Origin of the sequence: Streptomyces sp. NPDC058221, assembly GCF_042882365.1 — a bacterium.
Taxonomy (GTDB): Bacteria; Actinomycetota; Actinomycetes; order Streptomycetales; family Streptomycetaceae; genus Streptomyces.
The window spans coordinates 1,395-16,313 of the sequence record NZ_JBHVWF010000165.1 but is presented as its reverse complement, the minus strand read 5'-3'; the positions used below and the strand labels follow the sequence as shown (position 1 = coordinate 16,313).

At 71.2% G+C, this 14,919-nt stretch carries 11 protein-coding genes; 7 read left to right on the top strand and 4 right to left on the bottom strand.

Annotation, left to right across the window (positions count from 1 at the left end):
* Positions 1 to 190 precede the first annotated feature (190 nt).
* Entirely contained in the window at positions 191 to 832 is a 642-nt protein-coding gene (locus tag ACFVW8_RS33710; RefSeq protein ID WP_073739012.1) for a superoxide dismutase, read from the top strand.
* Positions 833 to 975: 143 nt separating this feature from the next.
* Here ACFVW8_RS33710 and ACFVW8_RS33705 read toward each other — a convergent pair whose 3' ends face one another.
* On the bottom strand, positions 976 to 1,644 hold the full coding sequence (locus tag ACFVW8_RS33705) for an O-methyltransferase (protein ID WP_389696848.1): 669 nt from the start codon (positions 1,642 to 1,644) through the stop codon (positions 976 to 978).
* Positions 1,645 to 1,760: 116 nt separating this feature from the next.
* Between ACFVW8_RS33705 and ACFVW8_RS33700 the strand changes: the two genes are divergently transcribed.
* The 3 genes from ACFVW8_RS33700 to ACFVW8_RS33690 all read left to right on the top strand — a co-directional run bounded on the left by ACFVW8_RS33700 (position 1,761) and on the right by ACFVW8_RS33690 (position 4,263).
* The gene (locus ACFVW8_RS33700) at positions 1,761 to 2,600 is read left to right on the top strand and encodes an MOSC domain-containing protein (RefSeq protein ID WP_389696846.1); all 840 of its coding nucleotides are present in this window, start codon (positions 1,761 to 1,763) and stop codon (positions 2,598 to 2,600) included.
* A gap of 130 nt (positions 2,601 to 2,730) precedes the next feature.
* Positions 2,731 to 3,696, top strand: a complete 966-nt coding sequence (locus ACFVW8_RS33695) for an aldo/keto reductase (RefSeq protein WP_389696844.1) — start codon at positions 2,731 to 2,733, stop codon at positions 3,694 to 3,696.
* Between the two features lie 51 nt (positions 3,697 to 3,747).
* Positions 3,748 to 4,263, top strand: a complete 516-nt coding sequence (locus ACFVW8_RS33690; RefSeq protein ID WP_389696842.1) for an NUDIX hydrolase — start codon at positions 3,748 to 3,750, stop codon at positions 4,261 to 4,263.
* Between the two features lie 9 nt (positions 4,264 to 4,272).
* On the opposite strand, the gene ACFVW8_RS33685 is transcribed toward ACFVW8_RS33690, so the two are convergent.
* The 3 genes from ACFVW8_RS33685 to ACFVW8_RS33675 all read right to left on the bottom strand — a co-directional run bounded on the left by ACFVW8_RS33685 (position 4,273) and on the right by ACFVW8_RS33675 (position 7,196).
* Positions 4,273 to 5,736, bottom strand: coding sequence for a pyridoxal phosphate-dependent decarboxylase family protein (locus ACFVW8_RS33685; RefSeq protein ID WP_389696840.1), 1,464 nt, complete (start codon positions 5,734 to 5,736; stop codon positions 4,273 to 4,275).
* 265 nt (positions 5,737 to 6,001) lie between these two features.
* Positions 6,002 to 6,463, bottom strand: coding sequence for a GNAT family N-acetyltransferase (locus tag ACFVW8_RS33680; protein ID WP_389696838.1), 462 nt, complete (start codon positions 6,461 to 6,463; stop codon positions 6,002 to 6,004).
* An 82-nt stretch (positions 6,464 to 6,545) separates the two neighbouring features.
* Positions 6,546 to 7,196: a DsbA family protein gene (locus tag ACFVW8_RS33675; RefSeq protein WP_389696836.1), complete on the bottom strand. Its 651-nt coding sequence runs from the start codon at positions 7,194 to 7,196 to the stop codon at positions 6,546 to 6,548.
* Between the two features lie 134 nt (positions 7,197 to 7,330).
* On the opposite strand from ACFVW8_RS33675, the gene pepN reads away from it, so the two are divergent.
* The 3 genes from pepN (at position 7,331) to ACFVW8_RS33660 (ending at position 14,892) form a co-directional block, all read left to right on the top strand.
* Positions 7,331 to 9,928, top strand: coding sequence for an aminopeptidase N (pepN, locus tag ACFVW8_RS33670; RefSeq protein ID WP_389696834.1), 2,598 nt, complete (start codon positions 7,331 to 7,333; stop codon positions 9,926 to 9,928).
* Positions 9,929 to 10,289: 361 nt separating this feature from the next.
* On the top strand, positions 10,290 to 11,360 hold the full coding sequence (locus ACFVW8_RS33665; RefSeq protein ID WP_389696832.1) for a hypothetical protein: 1,071 nt from the start codon (positions 10,290 to 10,292) through the stop codon (positions 11,358 to 11,360).
* A gap of 220 nt (positions 11,361 to 11,580) precedes the next feature.
* On the top strand, positions 11,581 to 14,892 hold the full coding sequence (locus ACFVW8_RS33660) for a S8 family serine peptidase (RefSeq protein ID WP_389696830.1): 3,312 nt from the start codon (positions 11,581 to 11,583) through the stop codon (positions 14,890 to 14,892).
* Positions 14,893 to 14,919 lie beyond the last annotated feature (27 nt).

The window sequence follows — 14,919 nt, the reverse complement described above, 5'->3', positions numbered from 1 at the left end:
CCCGGCACACGAAAACGCCGGGCGGGCCGGATCACTGCGGCCCGCCCGGCGTTTTCGTGTGCCCGGGGCCGCCGCGGGCGGCCGGAGTCCTACGCCGAAGGGCTGATCCCCCCTCAGCCACTGCTGCTGTTAGCCTGCTCTTGCATATAGATTGCAACAACAACAGGACAGCAGCTGGAGGGTTCGAACCATGGCCACGTACACGCTCCCGGAACTCCCGTACGACTACGCGGCGCTCGAACCGGTCATCAATCCGCAGATCATCGAGCTCCACCACGACAAGCACCACGCCGCGTACGTGAAGGGCGCGAACGACACCCTGGAGCAGTTGGAGGAGGCGCGCGACAAGGAGGCCTGGGGGGCGATCAACGGGCTCCAGAAGAACCTCGCGTTCCACCTGTCCGGCCACATCCTGCACTCGATCTACTGGCACAACATGACCGGTGACGGCGGTGGCGAGCCCCTCGCCGCGGACGGCGTCGGCGGCCTCGCGGACGCGATCACCGAATCGTTCGGCTCCTTCGCGGGCTTCAAGTCCCAGCTGACGAAGGCCGCTGCCACCACACAGGGCTCCGGCTGGGGCGTCCTCGCGTACGAGCCGGTCAGCGGCAAGCTGATCGTCGAGCAGGTCTACGACCACCAGGGCAATGTGGGCCAGGGCTCGGTCCCGGTCCTCGTCTTCGACGCCTGGGAGCACGCCTTCTACCTGCAGTACAAGAACCAGAAGGTCGACTTCATCGAGGCGATGTGGCGCGTCGTCAACTGGCAGGACGTGGCGAAGCGCTACGCGGCCGCCAAGGAGCGCGCCGACGTGCTGCTGCTCGCCCCCTGAACCGGGGCCGGGCAACACCCTGAACGTCCTGCCTCGTGATCGTCTTCTCAACCTTCACCCGGCAGGCGGATGAACGAAGGGCCCCCGCGAGGACATGACTCGCGGGGGCCCTTCCATGCCCGCACACCGGGCCCGGCCGACGTCTACCCGGTGACCAGGGCCATCAGCAGCCCGTCGTACCCCTTGCTGCCGACGGTCTGCAGCGCGGTCGCGGTCAGGGTCGGCTCGGCCGCGACGAGTTCGGTGAACCGGCGCACCCCCCGTACCTTCGGGTCCTCGCTCGCGCCGTCGACGACCTCCCCGTCGCGCACGACGTTGTCGGCGACGATCAGGCTCCCCGGCCGGGTCAGCTTCAGCGACCAGGCCAGGTAGTCGGGGTTGCTCGGCTTGTCCGCGTCGATGAAGACGACGTCGAACGGCCCGTACCCCTGCGCGGCGAGCTCCGGCAGTGTGTCGAGGGCCGGGCCCACCCGGATCTCGACGACCTCCGACAGGCCGGCGCGCTCGATGTTCCGGCGCGCCACCTCGGCACTCCCCGGATCGGCTTCGAGCGTGACGAGCCTGCCTCCCCCTGGCAGCGCGCGGGCCAGCCAGATGGTGCTGTATCCGCCCAGGGTGCCGATCTCCAGAACGGTGCGCGCCCCCTGGAGCCGGGCCAGCAGGTTCAGCAGCTTCCCCTGGTTGGCGGCGACCTGGATCGCCGGCAGCCCTGCCCTGTCACTGGCCTCCACCGCCGCGTCCAGGACATCGTCCCGGCCCAGCAGAAGAGCGTTGAAGTACGCGTCGACCTCGGCCCAGCGTGCCTGCGTCACGGCATGTTCCCCTTCCCGTTCCCCTCTTGGACGATGTAAGTTCCCCAAAGGAACTTACATCATGCCGACCGAATGCGATGATGGTCGCCAACGGCGTATCCCCGGGAGAGGGCATCATGACGATCACCGTCCGAGAGCTGGTGTACTACCCGGTCAAGGGCTGCGCGGGCACCTCGGTCGACTCCGCGCGGGTCATCGGGACCGGCCTCGATCACGACCGGACGTTCATGGTCGTGGACGCCGCGGAGGGCGCGTTCCGCAGCCAGCGCACGCACCCCGCGATGGCCGCGGTCAAGGTCGCTGTGCTGGACTCCGGGGCGGCGCTGGAGCTCTGTGCCGAGGGCGTCGAGCCCCTGCGGCTGGCAGTCACCCTGGACGGCCCGCGCCGCGACGTCAGCATGTTCGACCATCCTCTCGGCCCGGCCGTCGACCAGGGGGACACAGCCGCGGAGTGGTTCTCCGACGCACTCGGGGTCGCGTCCCGGCTGGTGCGGGCGGTGCCCGGATTCGACCGGGACGGCTGGGGCGAGACCCCCGGCAAGGTCAACTTCGCCGACGCGCACGCGGTGCTGGTCACCTCCACCGCCTCGCTGGACGACCTCAACGCCCGGATCACCGCGCGGGGCGACGCCGACGCCGTGCCGATGGACCGTTTCCGCCCCAACATCGTCCTGACGGGCAACGACGAACCGCACTTCGAGGACCGGGTGCGCCGGATGACCATGGGCTCCGTCGAACTCGCCCACTCGGCACGGGCGATGCGGTGCAACGTCCCGCTCGTCGACCAGATCACCGGCCGCCGCCGGGGGCCGGAACCGGTACGGACCCTGGCGACGTACCGGCGCGAGGCGGAGTACGGGAACAAGGTCAGCTTCGGCGTGAAGAACGCGGTGGTCTGCGAGGGCTCGGTCAGCGTCGGCGACCCGGTCATGATCCAGAGCCCGGTCGCCCCCTGAGGGTCCCGCCCCGCCACCGCACGGGCCCGCCCCTGCCCCGCACGCCGCGAAACCCACCTGACCGCAGAGCTCAAGTGGCCTATCGTCGACCTGATCTGCCGGTACGGGGACCACGACGTGGAGGGTGATTGTGCGCTGTCGCGAGCTGGGTCGCAGTGGGATGCGGGTGTCCGAGATCGGCTACGGCGCCTGGGGCATCGGCGAGTCCAGCTGGGTGGGTGCCACGGAGGACGAATCCGTGCGCGCCCTCAACCGGGCCGTCGACCTCGGCGTGAACTTCATCGACACCGCGCGCGGCTACGGCGAGAGCGAGCGCATCGTCGGAAGGGTCGTGCGGGAGCGGGCCGGTGACGAGGTGCTGGTCGCGACCAAGGTGCCGCCGAAGAACGGGGTGTGGCCCCCGGCGGACGGTACGGACCCGGCGCAGGCGTTCCCGGGCGACTACATCCGTACGAGCCTGGAGACCAGTCTGCGGGCCTCCGGGCTCGACCACTTCGACGTGTTCCAGTTCCACGTCTGGAGCGACGAGTGGGTGGGGCGCGGGGACTGGCTGGAGACGGTCGCCGAGCTGAAGCGGGAGGGGAAGATCCGGCTGTTCGGGGTCTCCGTCAACGACCATCGGCCCGAGAGCGCGCTCGCGCTGGTCCGCAGCGGCGCGGTGGACAGCGTCCAGGTCATCTACAACGTGTTCGACCAGTCACCGGCCGACGAACTGCTGCCCGCCTGCGAGGAGCACGGTGTCGGGGTCATCGTCCGGGTGGCCCTGGACGAGGGCGGGCTGACCGGCCGGATCACCGCCGGCACCACGTTCCCCGAAGGCGACTGGCGCAACCGCTACTTCCGCGGCGACCGGCCGGCCCAGGTCGAGCGCCGGGTGGCGGCGATCGTCGCCGACCTGGGCATCGAGCCGGACGCCGTCGCGGAGCACGCGCTGCGGTTCGTGCTGAGTTCGCCCGCGGTCTCCACCGTCATCCCGGGCATGCGCAGCGTGCGCAACGTGGAGCGCAACACCGCGCTGAGCGACGGCCGCCCGCTCACCGCGGACCAGCTCACCGTGCTGGCCGGGCACCGGTGGCAGCGCGACTTCTACGCCTGAACCGGACGGGGCGCAGACCCGTCCCTTTGGCCGTGGGTAGGGTCCCGGCCCATGGCGATACGGAAGCGGTGCACGTCCCGGGTCCTGCTGTTCGACGAGCACGACCGGCTGCTGTTGCTGTGCGGCCGCGATCCGCGCCGCGCGGGTGCGCGTTGGTGGTTCACGGTCGGCGGCGGGGTGGAGGCCGGGGAGGACTATGCCGGGGCGGCGCTGCGCGAGGTGCGGGAGGAGACCGCGCTGGAGCTGCCGGCCGCCCGGCTGGGCCCGGTCGTCTGGACCCGGAAGACGCTGTTCAGCGTGGACGGCCGGCACTACGACCAGTACGAGGAGTACCGCCGGGCCCGGGTCACGGCCGCGGAGGTGTCGGGTATGCGGGTGGACACCGAGGAGGCCAGGTACGGGCACCACTGGTGGACGGTGGACGAGCTGCGCACCACATCGGAGACCGTCAGGCCGAGGAGGATGGGCAGGCTGCTCCCCCCGGTCCTCGCCGGAGCCACCCCGCTCCCCCGCCCGCCGCTGCACCTGGGCGACTTCGACGAGGACCAGGACTTCGGCCCCGGCTGAGCCGACCCGTCAGATCCGGAACACCGACCCCACGAACTCCGCGAGCAGCCGTTCCTTCAGCGGGCCCGGCAGGGCGTCCAGCAGGATCAGGACCGGGGCCATCCGGGCCGGCAGGCCGCCCTCGCCGGTGAGGCCCGCGAAGGCCAGGACCGCCTCGATCTCGTCCGGGCCGAGCTTCGACGGGTCGAGCCCGGCGGCGAGTTCGGCGAGGGCGGGGTCGGCTGTGACCGGGGGCAGTGCGCGGGCCGTGTCCAGTGCCGCGGCGAGGTCGGTGAGCAGGGCGTCGACCTGGCCGACCGTGGCCGGGGTCAGGGTGAGGTGGAGGTTGGGCGGCAGCCCGTCGAACGACAGCTGCGGCTGGAGGTACCAGCCGCGCTCGCGCATCTCGTCCGCCAGGTGCAGCAGCAGGCCCAGGCTCGGGGCGCCGTCCGCCGGGTCCACGGCCGTGAAGGCGACGAGCCCCGCGGCGGGGGCGCCGAGCACCCGTACGTCCGCCGTCGCGCGCAGCCCCGCGAGCAGCCGGTCGGAGGCCTCGGCAACCCGGCCCGCCAGTGCGGTGTAGCCGTCCTCGCCGACGTACCGGAGCACCGCCCACGCCTGGGCCAGCAGCCCGGCCGACTTGGTGCCCTGGACCGTCGGGTTGACGACCGGGTAGCCGGGCCAGCCGGCGTGGGCGAAGTACTGGTGGCGGCGGAGCTCCGCGTCCCGGTAGAGCACCACGGAAGCGCCCTTGTCGGCGTACCCGTATTTGTGCAGGTCCACGGAGAGCGAGGTGACACCGGGCACGGAGAGGTCGAACGGCGGTATCTCCCGTCCCGCGCGCCGCAGATGAGGCAGGAGCCAGCCGCCGATGCAGGCGTCCACATGACACAGGACACCCCGCTCGGCGGCGGTTGCGGCGATCTCGGGGACCGGGTCGATGACACCGTGGGCGTACGAGGGGGCCGAGGCGACCACGAGAGCGGTGCGCGGGGTGATCGCGGCGGCCGTGGCGGCGGCGTCGGCCCGGTAGGTGGACCGGTCGACGGGCACCACGACCGGCTCCAGGCCCAGATAGGCGGCCGCCTTGTGGAAGGCCGCGTGTGCGGTGGACGGCAGCACCAACTGGGGGTCGGTCACCCCGCGTTCGGCCTTCGCGTGGTCGCGGGCGGTCTTCACCGCCAGCAGGATCGACTCCGTGCCGCCGCTGGTGAAGGTGCCCTGTGCGCCGGGCCGGCCCAGCAGCGCGACGGCCGCGCCCACCACGTCGTTCTCCAGCCGGGCGACGCTCGGGAAGACCGTGGGGTCGAGTCCGTTCACGGTCGCGTACGCCGAGTACGCGGCGGCTGCCAGCTCGTCGAGGCCTTCCAGGCCGGCGTCGTAGACGTAGGCGAAGGTCCGGCCGCCGCGGGTGGGCGCGTCGGCGCCGCGCAGGGCGCCCAGTTCGGCGAGTACGTCGGCGGCGGGGACGGCGGGTGCGGGTTCGGCCGGCATGGGCGGGCTCTTCCTGAAGTGGGTCTCGGCAGCGGCGCAGCAGCCGGGGGCCCGCGGCGGGCAGCACGCGGCGAGGGTGCCGGGAGCATGGTCGGCGGCCGGCACAGCCAGGACGCCGCGAACGTGCCGGTGCACAGCGGGCCGAGCCCGTATCCGGTCCGGACCTGTCGCGGCAGGCGCGGTCCGGGGTCCGGGTTCACGTCCGTCGGGACGGCGGCTGGCATGCCGCAGATCATGAACGAGAGTTCGAGCCTGCGGCAAGGGCTCAGCGTGACGTGAGTGTGAACTCCAGCAGCGGCAGCTCGCGGCCCGGGATCGATCCGGAGGGCGTCGCGCCGATGCGTACCGCGCCCATGGCGCGGTAGAAGGGCTCGGCGTTGGGGTCCGCGTCGATCGTGAAGCGGACGAAGCCGAGCCGGCGGGCCTCGGAGACGACGTGCCCGAAGAGCAGCCGGCCCACCCCGCGTCCGACCGCGTCCGGCTCGGCGAACATCATGCCGAGCACTCCGGCGGGCGGCGCCCCCTCCAGCGTGGTGAAGCCGAGGACCCGGCCGTCCTCCTCCTCGGCGACCGCGGTCCGCCGGGGGCCGATGTCGCCGGGGGACATGGTGAGTTCGTCACGGCAGGCGGCGAGGAACGCCTCGTCGTATCCCCAGTACGCCTTGGAGCGCAGGGCCAGTTCGGTCAGGTCCGCGGCTTCTGAAGGCCGTCCGGGACGTACCTTCATCCGGATTCTCCGTTTCGCTCGCGCTGTACGGCTGAGACGGCCGGGTGCGGGCTCCATGGCATCACGGAGCCCGCACGCGCGGTCACTCGAAGTTCGGGCCGGCGGTCCGGGTCCGCTTGATCTCGTAGAAGCCCGGGATCGACGCGACGAGCAGTGTGCCGTCCCACAGCTTCGCCGCCTCCTCGCCCTTCGGGGCGGGGGTGACGACCGGGCCGAAGAAGGCGACCTGCTCGCCGTCCGCGCCGGGCACGGCGATGACGGGCGTGCCGACGTCCTGGCCGACCTTGTCGATGCCCTCCTGGTGGGAGGCGCGCAGCTCGGTGTCGTACGCGTCCGAGTCGGCGTACTCCGCGAGCTCGACGGGCAGGCCGACGTCCTCCAGCGCGCCCACGATCGCCTCGCGGGTCGGGCCCTCGCCCTTGTTGTGGAAGCGGGTGCCGAGCGCCGTGTAGAGCGGGCCGACGATGTCGTCGCCGTGCTTCTGCTGGGCGGCGATCACCACGCGGACCGGTCCCCAGGCCTTGTTCTCCAGCAGGTCGCGGTACTCCTCGGGCAGCTCGTCCAGCCGGGGCTCGTTGAGTACGGCCAGGCTCATCACGTGCCAGCGGACCTCGACGTCGCGGACCTTCTCCACCTCCAGCATCCAGCGGGAGGTCATCCAGGCCCACGGGCAGAGCGGGTCGAACCAGAAATCGGCGGGGGTCTTGCCGGTTGCCGTGCTGTTCTCAGACATGTCTCTCCTCAGGCGGACCGATCTCCATCTGTGCGCGAGAACACCGAGGGACGCTCCGGCCATTCCCGCATGCCCCGCCGGGAAGCGGCATGGGAGGATCAAAGTATTCGAACGTGACACAAAGGAGTGTGCCCGTGCCCGGTGAAAACCTGTCCCGCGACGAGGCCCGCGAGCGGGCCGAGCTGCTGACCGTCGACGGTTACGACGTCGAGCTCGACGTCCGGTCCGCCCTCGGTGAGCCCGACGGGGACGGCGGCCCGGAGTCCGGTCCGCGGACGTTCCGCTCGGTGACCACGATCCGGTTCCGCTCGGCGCGCGGCGGTGCGTCGACCTTCGCCGATCTGATCGCGCCCGCCGTGAACGCGGTGACGCTGGACGGCACGGCCCTGGACCCGGCGGCCGTCTTCGACGGGACCCGGGTGACGCTGGCGGACCTGGCGGAGGGCGAGCACGTCCTGGTGGTGGACGCGCAGTGCGCGTACAGCCGCACCGGTGAGGGGATGCACCGCTTCGTCGACCCGGAGGACGGCGAGGTCTACCTCTACACGCAGTACGAGCCGGCGGACTCGCGGCGGGTCTTCGCCAACTTCGAGCAGCCCGACCTCAAGGCTCCCTTCCGCTTCCGGGTGACGGCCCCCGAGGCGTGGACGGTCTGGAGCAACGGGGCCGAGGAGTCCCGGGACGGCGGCGTGTGGCGGTTCGCCGAGACGAAGCCGATCTCCACGTACATCACGGCGGTCGTGGCCGGTCCGTACCACTACGTGACCGACTCCTACACCCGTACGCTCAATGACGGCACGACGCTGGAGATCCCGCTCGGCGCGCTGTGCCGCAAGGGGCTGGCCAAGCACTTCGACGCCGACGACGTCTTCCTGATCACCAAGCAGGGCCTGGACTTCTTCCACGACAACTTCGACTACCCGTACCCGTTCGGGAAGTACGACCAGGCGTTCGTGCCCGAGTACAACCTCGGCGCGATGGAGAACCCGGGCTGTGTCACGTTCCGCGAGGAGTACATCTTCCGCGGGAAGGTGACGCAGGCTGCCTACGAGGGCCGGGCCAACGTCATCCTGCACGAGATGGCGCACATGTGGTTCGGCGACCTCGTCACCATGCAGTGGTGGGACGACCTGTGGCTCAAGGAGTCGTTCGCCGACTTCATGGGCGTCTTCGCGATGGTGGAGTCGACCCGGTTCGAGGACGGCTGGATCACCTTCGCCAACAACCGCAAGTCCTGGGCCTACCGCGCCGACCAGCTGCCGTCCACCCACCCGATCACGGCCGACATCCGTGACCTGGAGGACGCCAAGCTCAACTTCGACGGCATCACCTACGCCAAGGGCGCCTCGGTGCTGAAGCAGCTGGTGGCGTACGTGGGGCGGGACGCGTTCCTGGAGGGTGCCAGGCGCTACTTCAAGAAGCACGCGTACGGCAACACACAGCTGGGCGATCTGCTGTCGGTGCTGGCCGAGACGTCCGGCCGGGACATGACCGGCTGGTCGCGCTCCTGGCTCCAGACGGCGGGCGTCAACTCGCTGACCCCGCTGGTGACGTACGACGCCGCGGACCGGATCACCGAGCTCGCGGTCCTCCAGGAGGCGGCCGAATCGCACCCGGAGCTGCGCCCGCACCGCGTCGCGGTCGGCCTGTACCGGCGCGCCGCCGACGGTGACCTGGTGCGTTACGCACGGGCCGAGGCGGATGTGGCGGGGCCGCGCACGGTGATCGGGGAGCTGGCCGGGGCCGAGCGGCCCGAGCTGATCCTGGTCAACGACGACGACCTGACGTACTGCAAGGTCCGCTTCGACGAGGTGTCGCTGGCCACGCTGCGCTCGCACCTCGGTGACCTCACGGATCCGCTCGCCCGAGCGCTGTGCTGGTCCGCGCTGTGGAACATGACCCGGGACGGGCTGATGCCGGCCCGCGACTTCCTCTCGCTGGTGCTGGACTTCTCCGGCCGGGAGACGGACATCGGTGTGCTGCAGATGCTGCACACCTGGACCCGGACCGCGCTGGTGCACTACGCGGCGCCCGACTGGCGCGAGGAGGGCGGCCGTGCGCTGGCCGAGGGCGCGCTGCGCGAGCTGCGGCTCGCGGCGCCGGGCAGTGAGCACCAGCTGGCCTGGGCCCGGTTCTTCGCCGCGGTCGCCGCTTCGAAGCCGGACTTCCAGCTGCTGTCGGGGCTGCTCGACGGTTCGGCGCGGATCGACGGGCTCGACGTCGACCAGGAGCTGCGGTGGGCGTTCCTGTCCCCGCTGGCCTCGCACGGTCTGGCCGACGAGTCGGCGGTCGACGCCGAGCTGGCCCGCGACGACACGGCGTCCGGCAAGCGGCATCACGTGCGCTGCCTGGCCTCGCGGCCGTCGGCGGCGGTCAAGGCGCAGGCCTGGGCGGGCGTCGTGGAGTCGGACGCCCTGTCCAACGCGCTGGTGGAGGCCACCATCCTGGGCTTCGCGCAGCCCTCCCAGCGGGAGCTGCTGGCGCCGTACGCGGACCGGTACTTCGAGGTCATCGAGCGGGTCTGGGCCGAGCGGTCGATCCAGATCGGGATGGCCGTGGTGAAGGGCCTGTTCCCGGCGCTCCAGGGCGACGCTTCGACGCTGGCCGCGGCGGACGCGTGGCTCTCCGGGCACGAGGCGGCTGCGCCGGCGTTGCGCCGGCTGGTGCTGGAGGCCCGGGACGACCTCGACCGGGGGCTGCGGGCGCAGGTGTGTGACGGCGGAGCCGTCTGAGTCCCTGCCCGCGCTGCCCGGTCCGTCCGGTGTGAGGCCCTCGTCGTGGTGCCCGGCACCTCGGCGAGGGTTCCGTCCTCAAACGCCGGACGGGCTGGATGTGGCGCGGACGGCCTGGGTTCGGCGCGGGCGGGCTGGATTCGGTGGGGCGTGGGGTGGGGCGCGGGCGGGCTGGATTCGGTGGGGCGTGGGGTGGGGCGCCCGGTGGGACGGGTGCGCCCCCTTCCGGGGTTCATAATCCCCGGCGGGCCGGGTCTTTTCGGCAGTCGAACGCCCGTACTTTAGGACGGTGTTGTCCTGGAATGTCGACGGGCCTGTAACAGGGGTTACGGCCCCGTCCCCGGGCGGGATACCCCGGAGCATGACCCAGAACACCCCGCTCTCCCCGTGCCACCTCCACATCACCTCCGATGTGCGGCAACGCGTGCTGTCCGCCGCCCAGTTGAAGGCCCGTGGCGTCTCCACCGCGCAGGCCGCCGGACAGTGCCGGGACGGTGGTCCCTGGCAGCAGCCGCTGCCCGGCGTCTATGCGCTGCACCCGGGGCCGCTCAGTGGCCGGGAGCGGCTGCGGTCCGCTCTGCTGTACGCGGGGCGGCCACCGGTCTCCGCCCGGCGGTCGGTGCCTGCGCAGAAGACCACCGGCACCGACCCCGCGTACGGCGAGGCGATGGTCACCGGACTCGCCGCGCTCTCGCTGCACGGGTTCGCCGCCGCGCCGCCCGCCGTCGCCCTGGACCGCGTCGACGTACTGGTGCCGCGGGTCCGCCGGCTGCGGCCGGTCCGCTTCGTCCGTCCGGTGCGGACGTCGGAGCTGCCGGAGCCCGAGCTGCTGGACGGGGTGCCGGTGGCCCCGGCGGCCCGCGCGCTGGCCAACGCCGTCGCCGGGCTCGCCGACGCCTTCGCCGTTCGGCGGCTGCTCACCGAGGCGGTCCGGGGCGGCCACTGCGAACCGGCCGTCGTGGTCGGCGAGCTGAACCGCGCCAAGGTGCTCGGCCGCCCCCAGGTGGTGAACGCGGTGGACTCGCTCCTCGCCGAGGGCCGGACGCTGGCGGAGGACCGGCTGTACGGCCTGGTGCGGGCGTACGGACTTGCCGAACCGCTGTGGAACGTGGACCTGCGGCTGCCCGGCGGGCCGCATCTGGGCGGGGTCGACGCCTACTGGCCCGAGGAGGCCGTCGCGCTCGAACTGGACACCAGGGCCCCGCGGTACAGCCGGCTCGACGACGACCGCCGGCAGGAGGAGCACGAGGCCGAGTGGTCCGCGTACGCGGCCCGGCGCGAGCACCTGGAGCGGCTGGGGATCACCGTCGTCCACCTCTCCCCGAAGAAGCTCCGTGACGCTCCGGAACAGCAGGCGGTCGTGGTGCGGACGGCGTTGATGGCGGCGGCCGACCGTGAACCGGCCGCGTACGTGGTGATCCTGCCGCGATGAGGCGCACCGGTGCGGAGCCGCGGCAGGGCCCGGAGGAGGGCGGCGGCACAGGATCGCCACGTAACCGCCCTTTCGTCCCGCGTGACGCTTGGGCCCCGGTGGCGGAATTCCGCCATGTACACAACTCGCCCCCCACAACTCTCCACAAACCCCTGTCATTTACGAAAGGGTGAGCGGTCATCCGGTACCGATTTCCGGACTCTCTCTTTCACATACAGGGATGCTGATGACCTCCGAATCCCCCGGTTACATACCCGGAGCGAGACGCGTGGCCCGAGTCGCGGCCGCCGCCGGCCTGGTGGCCGCACTGGCCGCCACCGGCGTCGCCCCCGTCTTCGCCGCCGACGATCCGGCCACCGCCCCCGTCAAGGCCGCCTCGGGCGACGCCCAGGCGGACAAGCTCGGCACGGCCGACGCCAGTGTGCTCGCCAAGGCCAGGGCCAAGGGCGAGAAGAACATCACCATGATGGTCGCCACCGCCCCCGGCTCCACCGAGCAGGTCAGCAAGCAACTGGGCGCCGTCAAGGGCTCCGTGCTGGGGCGTGCGTACGACAAGCTCGGCTACGTACGGGCGACCGTGCCGACCGCGAGCGCCGAGGCCACCATCAAGGCGGCGTCGAAGCTGACCTCCGTCCACGGCATCGATCTCAAGCAGGAGATCATGCTGGACGACCCGACTCCCGCGGCCGACCGGGCGACCGGCAGCAAGGCCAAGGTGAAGTCGACGGGCAGCTACGCGGCGCCGGGCAAGAAGACTCCGGCGAAGAACCCGTACAACCCGTCGTTCGAGACGGGTGCGGTCGACTTCGTCAAGCAGCACCCGAAGGCCGACGGCCGGGGCGTGACCATCGGCATCCTGGACGCGGGCGTCGACCTCGGCCACCCCGCCCTGCAGAAGACCAGCACCGGCGAGCGCAAGATCACCGACTGGGTGACGGCCACCGACCCGGTCAGTGACGGCGACGGCACCTGGCTGCGGATGACGGACGCCGTGTCCGGCCCGACGTTCACCTACAAGGGCCGCACGTACTCGGCGCCCAAGGGCTCGTACAGAATCAGCCTGTTCGCCGAGTCCGCCACCAAGGGCGGCGACATGGCGGGCGACCTGAACCGCGACGGTGACACCACCGATGTGTGGGCCGTGCTGTACGACCCGGTCACCGGCACCACCCGGGTGGACCTGAACAACAACGCCGACTTCTCCGACGACGCCGTCCTGAAGCCGTACAAGGAGAAGCACCAGGTCTCCTACTTCGGCAAGGACGACCCGCGCACCGACGTGGCCGAGCGCATCCCGTTCGTCGTGGAGACCCGCAAGGACGTGGAGTACAACGCGGCCGGGGACACCTCCGACTACGTCTCCATCGGGGTCATCGAGTCCGAGCACGGCACGCACGTCGCGGGCATCACCGCCGCGAACGGCCTGTTCGGCGGCAAGATGAACGGTGCGGCGCCCGGCGCGAAGATCGTCTCATCGCGCGCCTGCACCTGGTCGGGCGGCTGCACCAACATCGCGCTCACCGAGGGCATGATCGACCTCGTCGTGAACCGCGGTGTCGATGTCGTCAACATGTCGATCGGCGGTCTGCCGCCGTTGAACGACGGCAACAACGCCCGCGCCGAGCTGTACAAGCGGCTCGTCGACATCTACGGCGTCCAGCTGGTCATCTCGGCCGGCAACGACGGTCCGGGCGTCAACACCATCGGTGACCCCGGCCTGGCCGACCACGTCATCTCGGTCGGTGCGTCCATCTCCAAGGAGACCTGGGCCGCGAACTACGGCTCCGCCGTCACCAAGAAGTACGACATGCTGCCGTTCTCCTCGCGCGGTCCGCGTGAGGACGGCGGCTTCACGCCGACGCTGACGGCGCCCGGCGCGTCGATCAACTCGACGCAGACCTGGCTGCCCGGTTCGCCGGTCGCCGAGGCGGGCTACTCGCTCCCGGCCGGTTACTCCATGCTCCAGGGCACGTCGATGGCCTCGCCGCAGGCCGCCGGCGCCACCGCGCTGCTGCTGTCCGCCGCGAAGCAGAAGCACATCGAGCTGCCCCCGGCCGATCTGCGCACCGCGCTGACCAGCACCGCCACCCAGATCAAGGGAGTGCCCGCGCACGCCCAGGGTGCCGGTCTGATCGACATCATCGGCGCCTGGAAGCAGATCGCGAAGAAGGGCGCCCCGGCGCACGAGTACACGGTCAAGGCCCCCGTCGACACCGCGATCGACGACGCGCTGAAGACCCCGGGCTTCGGCACCGGCCTCTACGACCGCGAGGGCGGCCTCAAGACCGGCCAGAAGAAGTCGTACGACGTCACGGTCACCCGCACCACGGGCCCGGACAGGAACGTCAAGCACAAGCTGTCCTGGAAGTACAACGACGGCACCTTCAAGCTGACCGGCTCGAAGACCGTCTCGCTGCCGCTCGGCAAGCCGGTGACGGTCAAGGTCCAGGCGAAGCCGGGCAGTGCCGGCGTGCACAGCGCGATCCTTCAGGTCGACGACGCGAAGACCTCCGGGATCGACCAGCAGATCCTGGCCACCGTCGTCGTCTCCAAGGACCTGGTGAAGCCGGGCTACGCGTACAAGGCGTCCGGCTCGGTGCAGCGCAACGGCACCACGTCGTACTTCGTGAACGTGCCGGAGGGCGCCAAGACCCTTGAGGTCGCGATGAGCGCGCTGCGCTCGGGCAGCCAGACCCGCTTCATCTCCATCCACCCGTACGGGGTCGCGGTGGAGGACAGCGGGACGCCGTTCTGCTACCCGAACTACGACAACCCGGCCAACACCTGCCGCCCCGACGTGCGCTCGTACGCCGACCCGCAGGCCGGTGTCTGGGAGATCGAGGTCGAGGCCCGGCGCACGTCGCCGCTGCTGGACAACCCGTACAAGCTGGATGTCTCGCTGCTCGGCGCCACCTTCGACCCGGCGGTGCAGACCATCGCCGAGGCGAAGATCGGCACCCCGGCCTCGGTGGACTGGACGGTCACCAACAACGCGGGCGAGCTGGAGGGCAGGCTCAAGGGCGGCTCGCTGGGCTCGGCCAAGGTCGACCGGCCGTCGATCGGCACGGGTGACGAGCAGACCAGCACGGTCACCATCGGTGAGGGCGTCGAGAAGCTGGACGTCGCCATCGGCTCCACGGCGGACGCCAACGCCGACCTGGACCTGTACGTCTACCAGGGCACGACCCAGGTGGGCGCCTCCACCACGGCGGGCTCCGAGGAGTCGGTCAGTCTGGTGAAGCCCGCCGCCGGTACGTACACGGTCGTCGTCGAGGGCTACGACGTCCCCGCCGGCACCACCGAGTACGACTACCGCGACGTGTACTACTCGGCGTCGCTCGGCACGATCTCCGTCGACGAGTCGAAGGCCGTGAACCTGGCCTCCGGCGCATCGGCCCAGGTCGACGCCGAGGTCTCGGTCGCCGGTGCGGCCCCCGAGGGCCGGCAGTTCTTCGGCGAGGTCCAGCTGGTGAACGCCAGGGGCACCGCGGCGGGCACCGGCAGCGTCGTGATCGAGAAGGTCACGCCGTAACCACATGTGATCCGTACAACAGTGGGG

Coding starts and splice junctions, on each gene's coding strand:
- ACFVW8_RS33710 (WP_073739012.1), top strand. CDS start 191: ATGGCCACGTACACGCTCCCGGAACTCCCGTACGACTACGCGGCGCTC.
- ACFVW8_RS33700 (WP_389696846.1), top strand. CDS start 1,761: ATGACGATCACCGTCCGAGAGCTGGTGTACTACCCGGTCAAGGGCTGC.
- ACFVW8_RS33690 (WP_389696842.1), top strand. CDS start 3,748: ATGGCGATACGGAAGCGGTGCACGTCCCGGGTCCTGCTGTTCGACGAG.
- ACFVW8_RS33685 (WP_389696840.1), bottom strand. CDS start 5,736: ATGCCGGCCGAACCCGCACCCGCCGTCCCCGCCGCCGACGTACTCGCC.
- ACFVW8_RS33680 (WP_389696838.1), bottom strand. CDS start 6,463: ATGAAGGTACGTCCCGGACGGCCTTCAGAAGCCGCGGACCTGACCGAA.
- ACFVW8_RS33675 (WP_389696836.1), bottom strand. CDS start 7,196: ATGTCTGAGAACAGCACGGCAACCGGCAAGACCCCCGCCGATTTCTGG.
- ACFVW8_RS33665 (WP_389696832.1), top strand. CDS start 10,290: ATGACCCAGAACACCCCGCTCTCCCCGTGCCACCTCCACATCACCTCC.
- ACFVW8_RS33660 (WP_389696830.1), top strand. CDS start 11,581: ATGCTGATGACCTCCGAATCCCCCGGTTACATACCCGGAGCGAGACGC.